This window comes from Anaeromassilibacillus sp. SJQ-1, assembly GCF_046693725.1.
Classification (GTDB): domain Bacteria; phylum Bacillota; class Clostridia; order Oscillospirales; family Acutalibacteraceae; genus Anaeromassilibacillus.
Genome location: NZ_JBKEIV010000034.1, coordinates 149,609 through 161,923, shown reverse-complemented (window position 1 = coordinate 161,923; position 12,315 = coordinate 149,609). Strand labels below are relative to the sequence as shown.

General features: G+C 46.5%; 9 protein-coding genes and 1 riboswitch. Of the genes, 5 read left to right on the top strand and 4 right to left on the bottom strand.

The window, feature by feature from the left end; all coding sequences use genetic code 11:
- Positions 1-505: 505 nt before the first annotated feature.
- The gene (locus ACGCCZ_RS08290; RefSeq protein WP_082402035.1) at positions 506-661 is read left to right on the top strand and encodes a helix-turn-helix domain-containing protein; all 156 of its coding nucleotides are present in this window, start codon (positions 506-508) and stop codon (positions 659-661) included.
- Between the two features lie 244 nt (positions 662-905).
- Here the strand turns inward: ACGCCZ_RS08290 and ACGCCZ_RS08285 are convergent, their stop codons facing one another.
- From ACGCCZ_RS08285 to ACGCCZ_RS08275, 3 genes are read right to left on the bottom strand one after another with little or no spacing between them, the layout of a single operon-like run.
- Positions 906-2,750: an ABC transporter ATP-binding protein gene (locus ACGCCZ_RS08285; RefSeq protein ID WP_054322970.1), complete on the bottom strand. Its 1,845-nt coding sequence runs from the start codon at positions 2,748-2,750 to the stop codon at positions 906-908.
- Entirely contained in the window at positions 2,716-4,479 is a 1,764-nt protein-coding gene (locus ACGCCZ_RS08280) for an ABC transporter ATP-binding protein (protein ID WP_054322971.1), read from the bottom strand. Before ACGCCZ_RS08280 ends, ACGCCZ_RS08285 begins: the two co-directional genes overlap by 35 nt.
- Positions 4,455-4,910: a MarR family winged helix-turn-helix transcriptional regulator gene (locus ACGCCZ_RS08275; RefSeq protein ID WP_054322972.1), complete on the bottom strand. Its 456-nt coding sequence runs from the start codon at positions 4,908-4,910 to the stop codon at positions 4,455-4,457. Before ACGCCZ_RS08275 ends, ACGCCZ_RS08280 begins: the two co-directional genes overlap by 25 nt.
- Positions 4,911-5,228: 318 nt before the next feature.
- Between ACGCCZ_RS08275 and ACGCCZ_RS08270 the strand changes: the two genes are divergently transcribed.
- From ACGCCZ_RS08270 to ACGCCZ_RS08260, 3 genes are all read left to right on the top strand, one after another.
- The gene (locus ACGCCZ_RS08270) at positions 5,229-5,795 is read left to right on the top strand and encodes a TetR family transcriptional regulator (RefSeq protein WP_411655764.1); all 567 of its coding nucleotides are present in this window, start codon (positions 5,229-5,231) and stop codon (positions 5,793-5,795) included.
- 69 nt (positions 5,796-5,864) lie between these two features.
- Positions 5,865-7,616, top strand: a complete 1,752-nt coding sequence (locus ACGCCZ_RS08265; protein ID WP_054322973.1) for an ABC transporter ATP-binding protein — start codon at positions 5,865-5,867, stop codon at positions 7,614-7,616.
- Positions 7,613-9,364, top strand: a complete 1,752-nt coding sequence (locus ACGCCZ_RS08260; RefSeq protein ID WP_085532461.1) for an ABC transporter ATP-binding protein — start codon at positions 7,613-7,615, stop codon at positions 9,362-9,364. Before ACGCCZ_RS08265 ends, ACGCCZ_RS08260 begins: the two co-directional genes overlap by 4 nt.
- Positions 9,365-9,475: 111 nt before the next feature.
- Here the strand turns inward: ACGCCZ_RS08260 and queA are convergent, their stop codons facing one another.
- A complete protein-coding gene (gene queA / locus ACGCCZ_RS08255) occupies positions 9,476-10,567 on the bottom strand; it encodes a tRNA preQ1(34) S-adenosylmethionine ribosyltransferase-isomerase QueA (protein ID WP_411655763.1) in 1,092 nt (363 codons plus the stop codon).
- A gap of 123 nt (positions 10,568-10,690) precedes the next feature.
- Positions 10,691-10,868: riboswitch (Lysine riboswitch) on the top strand.
- Positions 10,869-11,174: 306 nt separating this feature from the next.
- On the opposite strand from queA, the gene asd reads away from it, so the two are divergent.
- Positions 11,175-12,254, top strand: a complete 1,080-nt coding sequence (gene asd, locus ACGCCZ_RS08250) for an aspartate-semialdehyde dehydrogenase (protein ID WP_411655762.1) — start codon at positions 11,175-11,177, stop codon at positions 12,252-12,254.
- Positions 12,255-12,315: the final 61 nt, after the last annotated feature.

Here is a 12,315-nt window from a genome sequence, read left to right as displayed (position 1 = left end):
CGGTTCATCGAATCTCCAATGGATTACCAATCCGTCATTGAATCGATTCCAATCGTTGTGGGATGATTCCTTTTCAAGAGTTCATCTATAGCAGGGTTTCCTTTCTTGGTTATTCGTCAAAACTCATATCAATACAATCAACATTGGTCCATCCTTATCAACCATACAGGAAACCTTCCACAAATTCTACTCCGAATAGACAACTTTGTACCATTTGGACTTTTTCTAAAGAGGAACGGCCACCAAACTCTTCTATGAGGGAAAAGTTACCCTGATTGTTGAGCGGAGTAAAAAGTCTAAGGAAAGGCAGGCGAACAAATAGCATTTTTCACCGCAGGATATAGAGCTGCTGGAAACTATCGCCTGTTTTCTCAACGGCCACTATGTCCAAGATGTCACATTAGAGCAATTGGGAAAAATCGCATGCATGGGAAAAACTAAGTTGCAAACAAATTTTAAGCAATACAATTGCTGTACCCTTACAGAGTATCTCCAGTAATCCCGCATAAGTCAAGCAGAACACCTTCTCTCTGACACAGATTTGAACATCGGTCAGATAGCAAAAACAGTAGGATATACCAGTGCCAGCCGTTTTGCAGAATTATTTCGAAAGAGCACAGGATTATTGCCTGGAGAATTTCGAAAAAAAGCGCAAAAATAGGTAAACCGCTATTCAAACGAATCTTAAATGGATTCGATAAAAGAAGCGCCCGAATCATGGCCATTGGTCAGCTTCGGGGCGCTCTTTTTCTTGATTGCGGAGTCGGTATCATTGCAGCAAACATTGTTTCATGTTCACATTTTTCTAAAAAAATGGCTTCCTTGTTATGAATTCAACCACAGGATTTTCTACAATGCAATTGTTTGCTTTTTTACGTAGAAATGGTCTCAGCGGCCGCATCTTGTCAACTCAGTTCAAACATGCCATGATAAAGCTGATAATATCGCCCCTTCTGCAAAAGCAGATCTTCGTGGTCCCCGCGCTCCACAATTTGTCCATGTTCCAGTACCATGATCGCGTCAGCATTGCGCACCGTACTCAAACGATGGGCGATCACAAATACTGTACGCCCTTCCATCAGCTGATCCATTCCTTTTTCAATCAGAGATTCCGTACGGGTATCGATGGAGGAGGTTGCTTCATCCAGAATCAGTACCGGTGGGTCTGCCACAGCTGCCCTGGCAATGGCCAAAAGTTGCCGCTGCCCTTGTGAAAGATTGGCGCCGTCAGCGGTCACCATGGTGTCATATCCCTGTGGCAACCGTCGAATAAAAGAATCCGCATTGGCAATGCGAGCTGCCCGCCTGATCTCCTCATCGGTCGCATCCAACTTTCCAAAGCGAATATTATCTGCAATGCTCCCGGTAAAGAGGTGGGTATCCTGTAAGACAATCCCCAAGGAATGCCGAAGTGCCTCTTTTTTGATGTCCTTGACATCGATCCCATCGTATGTGACACAGCCGCCCTGTACGTCATAAAACCGATTAATCAGATTCGTAATGGTGGTCTTTCCCGCCCCTGTAGAGCCTACAAAGGCAATTTTCTGTCCTGGTTTTGCATAGAGGGTGATGTTTTTCAGGACCGGGTGATTGGATTCATAGCCAAATTCGACATTTTGAAATCGAACATCGCCACACAAAGGAACCAATGTCCCATCCATTTTGCGCCATGCCCAACGACCCGTCTTTTTTTCGCAGGGAACGAATTGCCCTGCTTTCTCTTCCACATTGACCAAGTCCACCTTCCCTTCGTCAATCTCTGGCTTGAGTTGCATCACATTAAAGACGCGTTCCGCGCCTGCCAAAGCTGCCAGAAGGAAATTGCTCTGCTGAGTAAACTGATTGATTGGCAAGGCAGCCTGCCGGACAAAAACCAAGTAACTTGCTAAACTTCCGACATCCGTTGTCCCTTGTAGTGCCATGATTCCCCCCAATACAGCGACAATGGCATAGTTGATATAGGAAATGCTGACCACTGCGGGAATCATTGTAGCTGCATAACTTTGGGCTCCTGTACCCGCTTTACGCAAGGCCTCGTTTTTCTTTTGAAACTCTTTTAGATTCGCTGCTTCATGATTAAATACCTTTACGACTTTTTGCCCATTGACCATCTCTTCAATGTAGCCATCCAAATCGCCAAGACTGGCCTGCTGACGGGTATAGTATTTTTTACTGCGTTTCCCGCTGAAACGGATATAAAGGAACATCGCTGCGTAACATACCACAACGATCAGCGATAGGCGCCAATTCAAGATAAACAGGATAACCAGCGTCCCCACCATCTGGATAAAGCTCTGAATAACCATTGCAAAGCTGTTGTTTAACGCATCGGATATCGTATCCACATCGTTGGTGAAATAGCTCATAATATCGCCGTGCCTCTGCGTATCAAAGAATTTGAGAGGCAATGTTTGTAGATGCGCAAACAGATCCCGGCGAATATCAAACAATACCTGCTGTGCCGCCTTGACCATCGCTTGTGTATAACCATAGGCGGAGAGTGCCCCTATTCCATAAATCGCCGCTGTCAATATCACCCCACTGAGCAATGTATCCACTTCTCCAGATACAAGGTTATTGACCACCGGGCGTATCATATACGTTCCCAACAAATTCGCCAAGGCGCTGATGGTTACCAGAACCGCCACCACCAGGAGAATCAATTTGTGCCGCCCCATATAGGACAACAACATGCGGATCGTATAGCGGAGATTTTTAGGCTTTTTGGCACTGAGCTGTTGCGCCGCCATATTCCTCTCCCCCTTTCATTTGAGATCGATAAATTTCCTGATAGATTGGATCGGTTTCCAATAGCTCCTGGTGGGTTCCAATAGCGTGCACTTTGCCGTCCTCTAAAATGACAATCTGATCCGTATGCATTACGGAGGTAATCCTCTGCGCAATGATGATCTTCGTCACATTGGTAAGAGCAGACAAGGCTGTACGAATCTTTCCCTCCGTCGCTGTATCCACCGCACTGGTGGAGTCGTCAAAAATCAGCACCTTCGGATGTTTCAACAATGTACGGGCAATACATAGCCGCTGTTTCTGTCCACCGGAGATATTATTGGCTCCCTGGCCCAGATCTGCATCCAGCCCTTTGGGTATCCGCTGTAAAAATTCATCCGCGCAAGCTGCCCGGCAAGCCGCCCATAGGGTGTCGTCATCGGCCTCCGGATTTCCCCATTGCAAATTTTCTCGCACAGTACCGGAAAAAAGTACATTTTTTTGTAAAATCATTCCAACCGAATCGCGCAATACCTTAAGATCATATTCCCGTACGTCGCGTCCGCCCACCTTTACAACGCCTTCTGTAGCATCATACAACCGTGGAATCAGCTGTACCAGCGTCGTTTTGGAGGAACCGGTTCCGCCTAAAATTCCAATCGTTTGCCCAGGCTTAAAGTGCAAAGTTACCCCAGAGAGTGCATATTCCTGCGCATCTTCGCGATATTTAAAGGAGACATTTTCAAAATCAACACTCCCGTCATGGACCTCTGTCATGGCATTTTTGGGGGTGGACAACACAATCTGCTCGTCCAAAACCTCGCTGATACGGCGCGCGCTGGCCAATGAACGCGTAAGCAGTAGAAACACATTTGCAATCATCATTAAAGAGTTCATCACTTGCATGACATAGCTCAAAAAACCGGTAAGATCTCCCACCTGCAACGTAGAAGCCAAAATCATATTTCCGCCAAACCACATGATGAGTACAATCGCGGTATACATAACAAATTGAAAAGCAGGAAGGTTCAAAACCGCATAATGAAACGTTGTCCGGCTGGATTCCATCAAATCTGTATTGACACTTTGAAATTTCTCTTCTTCATACTCTCCTCTCACAAAGGCTTTGACTGCACGAATCGCAGTTAACCCCTCCTGGACGACGTTGTTTAACCGGTCTACCACCTTTTGCAAATGGCTGTACATCGGTCCTACCTTGCGGAGAATAAAGAACAGGACGATCCCCAACAAAGGAGCACAGATTACAAAGACAAAAGCCAGCTGCGGGTTCATCCAAAAGGACAACGCCACTCCCATAATCAGCATCACCGGGCCGCGAACCAATGGCCGGAAGCCGCCGTTAATTGCATTCTGAAGCACCGTTACATCCGTCGTCATGCGCGTAATCAAAGAGGAGGTATCAAAGTGATCCAAATTGGAAAAAGAATAATTTTGAACCCGCTCATATTGCGCCTCTCGGATTTGGGCACCCCAGCCATAAGCCGTTCGTGCAGCAAAGTGCGCATATAATAGACCGGTAATCAGCGCTAATATGGCACAAATCCCCATCTGGAGTCCCTTAGAAATAATGTAATCGACATCGCGATTCACCACACCAACATCAATTAGGTCGGCAATCAATACGGGGATAACGAGCTCAAAACAAGTCTCCACCAAAACCAATAGGGCTCCAATCACCATATCCTTCCGATAGGGGCCCATGTATTTTAACAGTCGTTTGATGTCTCGCATACCTGTTCCTCCTTTTGGTTTTGAAAGTTTTGATAGGAACGCAACAGATATTCGGCAAATTGCTCCCGCTCCTGATCGCTAAATCCCTTAAGCATCCGCTCCTCCATATCCTGATAGTTTTTTCTCCATATTTTTGCATAACGGCGCCCTTGATCTGTAAGTTCAATTCGATCGCTTCGCCGGCTCTCCTGATTGATTCCTCTTGTTATAAATCCGCTTTTTTCCATCGTACACAGCATGCGGGACACGGCAGCCGGATCAATTTCGAAATATTCTGCCAACTGTCTCTGGCTGCAAGGTCCTTGCCCCGCTAAATAGACCAACAGCTTCGGTTGTCCATTTCCCAATCCGGACAGGCCCAAATGCGAGCGAAGGTATCCCCTCTGGGCATGAAATGTACGGTATAACCGCATATAAAATGTGTTTTCCATTGTTTTCACCTCTTGGCAATCCTCTAATTGATATATCAACAGTTGATATATCAATTATAGTATACCCCGTTTCCTTGTCAATGGTCTTCCCAACAAATCTTTGGATATTTTTGTTATCCTTTAAATGAAAAACATATTCAAAAAAAGCTTTTAAAGTTACCCCTTGTAAAGAAATTTGACAGAACAACGATTGCATGATATATTGATAATTAGATTATCGATAATTAAATTATCAGCATAGGAAAGGAGTGGTTTCTCTGGCAACTCCAGATCATTCCATCGATCCGCGGATCTTACGAAAGTGCCAAAAAAGAATTTTTGGCAAATGGTTTTGAACGCACTTCGCTCAAAGCAATCTGCGATGGTGCAGGAATTACCACAGGCGCCCTTTATAAGCGATACAAGGGAAAAGAGGACCTATTTTGTGTTGTGGTTGCCAATACGGTCGCTGATTTAAATGCTGTCGCCAAACAAAGAGGTGGCAGAGATGCAAGCGCTTTATCCGATGATGAATTAATCCGAGAATGGTACATGGACGAAGAAGATATGATGTGGTGGTTCCGATTTTTATATGAACGGCATGATGGTTTTACCCTTTTGCTCAAATGTGCTGAAGGGACTGCCTATGCCAATTTTCAGCATGATTGGGTCGAGATGTTAACCGAGGCAACCAGCGTTTTTTTGAAGGAAGCCCAAAAACGAAATCTCTGCCGTTCAGATATCTCACAACAGGAACTTCATATCCTTCTCTCGGCATTTTGGGCCACGATTTATGAGCCTTTCATCCACGACTTTTCCTGGGAACAAATTGAAGCCCATTGCCGGATTGTGTGTAATCTCTTTAACTGGCAAAAAGCATTTGCTTTCTGTGAGCCCGGCTCATAACCTCTCCTAAGAGAGGTTCTTTTTTGTCGCAAAGTTAGCTAAGGCTAATTAGCAAAGGAGGAAGGAACGTTGTTTAAAAAAGTATTGGAATATGCCGGCGAATACCGAAAAACCACCTATTCTGCCATGGTTGCGATGCTGATTGGCATGGTGATGAACGTCATTCCTTTTCTGTTCATCTACCAGCTTATACGCCCCCTGCTCATGCGGGAGTCAGTCGACGCTGGATATGTGATCTGGCGCATCCTTGCGATTGCCGTCTGCGGTATTTTATATGCGGTATTTTACGTATGGGGGCTCTCCCTCTCCCACCGGTCCGCTTATCATACCCTGAAGAATTTGCGCATCTCTCTACAGGGAAAACTGGAGAAGCAACCACTCGGTGTCATCCAAGAAAAAGGCGTCGGTTCGATCAAAAAGATGTTCATAGATGACATCGAGTCCATCGAGCTTCTTTTAGCCCATGCATTGCCGGAAGGGATTGCGAATCTGGCTGTTCCTGCCCTTGTTTTTATTGCCATGTTTTTTGTTGATTGGAAACTTGCCCTCCTCTCCCTGTGTTCTCTGCCTCTGGGATTGGCGGCAATGATGGCCATGTACCGCGCAGGTACTAGCAAAATGGGACAGTATTATGCGGCTGCTCAAAAGATGAATAACACTATCGTTGAATACATAAATGGAATGGAGGTTGTGAAAGTCTTTAACCGGGATGGAGAATCCTACCACCGTTTTGAGAAGGATGTCCGCGGGTATCGGGACTTTACCCTAGCCTGGTATAAAGTATGTTGGCCATGGATGGCCCTGTATAATAGCATTCTCCCCTGCGTTGCACTGTTTACCCTCCCAATCGGCGCCTATCTGGTACTACAAGGGAACTCTACTTTGCCGGATCTCGCTCTGGTCCTGTGTATGTCCTTTGGCGTTGGTGCACCGTTGTTGCGGGCATTGGGTTTTATGTCCACTCTTCCTCAGATCAATTTCAAAATAACGACTTTGGAGCAAATGATGAGTGCTCCCGCTCTTCAGCAGACAAACAATTCTTTCCGAGGGAAAAACCATAACATCTCCTTTGAGAATGTCCATTTCGCATACAAGGAGGACGAAGTTCTACACGGAATAACGCTCAACGTTCCAGAAGGGAGTCTCACTGCTTTTGTCGGTGAATCTGGAAGCGGAAAATCAACGTTAGCGAAACTGTTGGTCCATTATTACGATGTCACCGGTGGCTCCATCCGGATTGGAGGGCAAGATATTCGAGAAATGAGTATCGAGGCACTGAATAACCAGATTTCTTATGTAGCTCAGGAGCAGTTTCTATTCAATATGAGCCTGATGGAGAATATTCGATTGGGAAAGTTGGACGCCACCGATGAAGAAGTCATGGCTGCGGCTGAAAAGGCCCAGTGCGGAGAATTCCTTTCCAGATTGGAGAATGGCATCCACACCATGGCTGGCGACGGCGGCAAACAGCTCTCCGGCGGTGAACGGCAGCGTATTTCGCTGGCCCGTGCAATCTTAAAGAACGCCCCCATTGTTGTTCTGGATGAAGCGACTGCCTTTATGGACCCGGAAAATGAAGAGAAAATGAACGAAGCAATTGCGGAGGTTATCAAGGGAAAAACCGTCATCGTCATTGCGCACCGTCTCTATTCCATTGTTGGGGCCGACCAAATCTGTGTGTTGGAAAACGGCAAACTTTCGGCAGTAGGTACGCATCAGAAACTCCTGGAAAGTTGTCCAGAATATCAGAAACTTTGGAAAGCGGCAGAAGGCAGTGCGCAGTGGAAAGTCAGCACCGCGAAAGGAGTGGAGAACAAATGATTACTCTGATGAAACGAATTCTTGCGGTTTCTGGCCCTTATAAAAATCGAATCAAGATTGCGTTTATTTTTTCCTTTTTAAAGTCCCTCCTTGCCAAGGCTCCCATCATGTTGGCTTTCCTGGCGCTTGCTGCCTTTTACGAAAATACTATTACAGAGGAACTGTGCCTATGGTATGGAATCGCAATGGTCGCCTGTGTCCTGTTGCAGGTTGTCTTCCATCACATTGCAGATCGGTTACAATCCGCAGCTGGATTTATGGTCTTTTCGGATATGCGCATGGAGCTTGGCGCCCATCTGCGGCGGATGCCCATGGGGTATTTCACCGAAGGCAACATTGGAAAAATCAGCTCTGTTCTGTCCACCGATATGGTATTTATCGAAGAAAACTGTATGACCGTCCTTGCCGACATGATGAGCTATATCTTTGCAGAAGCAATTATGTTGGTCTTTTTGTTCTTTTTCAACATTTGGATTGGCCTTGCTGGCCTTGCTATTTTATTGGTCATTCTGCTGGTCGCCAAGGGCATGAAAAAGGAGGCTGTTATAGATTCCTACACCCGCCAAGAACAAAGCGAGAATCTAACCGAAGCAGTTCTCGATTTCACCGAAGGCATCAGTATCATCAAGACCTATAATCTATTGGGAGAAAAATCCAAGGAACTCTCCGAAAATTTCCGGCAAAGCTGTGAAACCAATCTCCGTTTTGAGGAAAATCATGCCCCCTGGCAACGCTGGTTAAATATGGTCTATGGGCTTGGAGCAGCAACGATTATCGCTGTTGCTATGTTTCTCAACAGCCAAGCTCTATTGGATGTGACGTTCCTAGTTGGCATCATGCTTTTTGTTTTCGACCTTTTCGGTCCTTTGAAAGCATTATATGGGCAAGCCACACGCTTGACGGTAATGAACAGTTGCATGGATCGTATTGAAGAGGTATTCCACGAAAAAGAACTCCCTGATGACGGCGCGGATCGGATTCCCGAGAAAAGTAAAACGCCGGAGGTTCAGTTCAAAGATGTCCGCTTCGCATATGGGGACAAAGAGGTACTGCACAATATTTCCTTCGATCTAAAGCGGAACCAAATGATCGCCTTGGTAGGTCCTTCGGGTGGAGGAAAATCGACGATTGCCAACCTTTTAACCCGTTTTTGGGATGTTCAATCCGGTCAAGTAATGATTCGCGGTAAGGACGTCCGAAATGTCAAGTTGAACGATCTGATGAATCATATCAGTATGGTGTTTCAGCGAGTATATCTATTTCAAGATACCATTTATAATAACATTAGTATGGGCCGTCCGGATGCTACACGCGAAGAAGTCATGGAAGCAGCCAAAAAAGCGCGCTGTTACGATTTCATTATGGCCTTACCCGATGGATTTGAAACGATGGTCGGTGAGGGCGGCGAGACCCTTTCCGGAGGAGAGAAACAGCGGATCTCGATTGCGCGCTGCATTTTAAAGGATGCCCCTATTGTAATTCTGGATGAAGCAACTGCCAGTGTGGACGCTGACAATGAGAGTTACATCCAGGAGGCTATCAATGAACTCTGTCGGGGCAAGACGCTCTTGGTTATCGCCCACCGTCTGAACACGATCCGGGGGGCCGATCAAATTCTTGTCATAGCCAACGGTAAAATCGCCCAGTCCGGGACCCATGAAGAGCTCATACAGGCAGGTGGTATCTACAAAGATTTCGTCACCGTCCGAGAAAACAGCCGCGGTTGGAACCGTAATGGCACAGCTTAATGGATATAATCCCTGTGTTTCGCGGAGAAAGACAAAAAGCCCGTGGATTTCATTGTCAAATGGAATCCACAGGCTCTTTTATTATTTGGACGTATCCCCAAAAAAGTACTTTTAGAACTGGGCTTTTTTGTCCCCTTCCTTACGCTCTGGCATCCTGCCTGTTATAAACATCGCATCACCAAAGCTGAAAAAGCGGTACTTTTCCTTTACTGCCGTATGATAGGCCTGCATCGTAAGGTCATAGCCTGCCAGGGCTGAGACCAACATAATCAGCGTACTTTCTGGCAGGTGAAAATTGGTAATCAAGCCGTCAAGCACTTGAAATTGAAAGCCGGGATAGATAAAAATATCCGTCCATCCGGCGCTCTCTCGAATACAACCTTCCTTTAATGCGACGGATTCCAAAGTACGGCAGCTTGTGGTTCCAACAGCGATCACGCGGCCACCGTGGCGTTTGGTCTCATTGATGCGTTCGGCTGCCTCTTTACTTATCGCATAATGTTCCGAATGCATCCTGTGCTCTGAAACATTCTCGACCGTCACCGGGCGGAATGTCCCCAAGCCTACATGCAGCGTCACAAAAGCCGTCTTGATTCCTTTTTCTCGGATGCGCTCTAAGAGTTCTGGCGTAAAATGAAGCCCCGCCGTTGGCGCTGCAGCCGAACCGATCTCTTTGGAATAAACGTTTTGATAGCGTTCCTTGTCCTTCAGGTCTTCCGTAATATAATGGGGCAACGGCATTTGTCCGATTTGATCTAAAATCGCGTAAAAGTTTCCTTCGTAATGAAATTCAACAATCCGATTGCCGCCCTCTACAACTTCCAACACATCTGCACGCAACAAGCCGTCGCCAAATGTAAAATGCGTTCCAGGTTTTGCACGCTTACCCGGTCCTGCCAGCACTTCCCAAATGTCCCCCTCGCGGTGCGTCAGCAGAAGAAACTCCACTTTGGCGCCCGTACCATCCTTGATTCCGTAAAGCCTCGCTGGAAGCACACGGGAATCATTTAAAACCAAGCAATCCCCTGGGTTTAAGTAATCGATTATATCAAAAAAATGCCGGTGCTCCATTTCACCTGTGTCCTTATGTAAAACAAGCAGCCGCGAAGAATCTCTCGGCTCCAGCGGCGTCTGAGCGATCTGTTCCTTTGGAAGATCGTAATAAAAGTCATGTGTGCTCCAATTCCGTTTCATTTCTTCCATTTTATGTTCTCCTAAAATTGATAAATTCTCATTCTTTTCCGCCATACAAAGAACGAGGAAAAACTTTAACAAAGAATAAATTGACAACCCTAAAAACCCATGGTATGATGATGATAATTTGAATAGATGGATAGAGGTGCGGTTTTAAAGAGTATCACGCGGGAGGGTGCCAAAGCCCGGGAACGCCTGTGAAAGGGAAAACCGCCGAAGGAGAGCGGCGTTTGGCCGGCGTTCTTCTGGGGGCAGAGTGAAGAACGCTGCAACTGTCATCATAGATTTATGATGGAGCGCTATCGGCAGTAAAGTCCGTAAGGAATACCGAGCAAGTTCTATTATATTGATTTTGATGACCGGTTTTCAACCGGTTTTTTATTGCGCTATGTACGTGGGAGATTTGTCCCACCATAACACAGTAGGGGAACACGCGCGGCCCGCCCGGACGCTGCCGTTCCGGTCAAACCGAAAAGAAACAATCTGGCCATTTCAATCTTTCAAGGATTGCCCTGGATACATTTCTAAGGACTGTTTCAGGAGGGGTATCTTTTCGTTCTGTCAGGTTCTTTCTTTTCAGCTATTCCCATATCATCATATAGGAGGAAATGGTACAATGAAAAAATATCAAGTTGGAATTATTGGAGCTACAGGTATGGTTGGACAACGTTTTGCAACGCTTCTGGAAAACCATCCGTGGTTTGAAGTAAAGGCGCTCGCCGCAAGCGGCCGTTCAGCCGGCAAGACCTATGAAGAAGCAGTGGGCGAACGTTGGGCTATGAGTACCCCCATGCCAGAATCCATGAAAGAAATGATCATTTTTGATGCTGCAGCGGATGTAGAAAAAGTTGCTTCGCTGGTAGATTTTGTCTTCTGTGCCGTCAATATGAACAAGGACGAGATCAAGGCATTGGAGGAGGCCTACGCAAAGGCAGAATGCCCCGTTATGTCAAACAACAGTGCAAATCGCGGTACCCCGGATGTGCCGATGATTATTCCGGAGATCAATGCAGATCACGCTGCTGTAATCGAAGCACAGCGCAAACGTCTTGGTACGAAGCGCGGATTTATTTCTGTAAAATCCAATTGTTCCTTGCAAAGCTATGTCCCAGCCATTCACCCACTAATGGATTTGAATGTCACTAAGGTGTTGGCTTGCACGTATCAGGCCATTTCCGGCGCTGGAAAAACCTTTAAAACTTGGCCGGAAAGCCTTGACAACGTGATTCCTTTTATTGGTGGAGAAGAAGGAAAATCTGAAAACGAGCCTCTGAAAATTTGGGGACATGTGGAGGACGGAAAAATTGTAAACGCTACCTCTCCCTGCATCACCTCCCAGTGCCTGCGTGTGCCGGTCTCCGATGGGCATACCGCAGCCGTATTTGTCTCTTATGAAAAGAAAATCGAGCTGGAGGAGATTATCCACCGTTGGGAGAGTTATAAAGGTATCCCGCAGGAGCTCGAGTTGCCGAGCGCGCCGAAGCAGTTCTTGCATTATTTCCGCGAGGATGACCGTCCGCAATCCCGCTTGGATTGCAATTTGGAGAACGGTATGGCCGTTTCGATCGGCCGCCTGCGCCCGGATACCCAGTACGACATCAAGTTTGTCTGTCTCTCTCATAATACGCTGCGAGGCGCCGCTGGCGGCGCTGTTCTGATGGCAGAGCTGCTCTGTGCAAAGGGATACTTGGACTGATTTCCAAAGGGAACGAATATACATACATATTCTCAGTTAACTAATGAATTGGAGGTCCGAC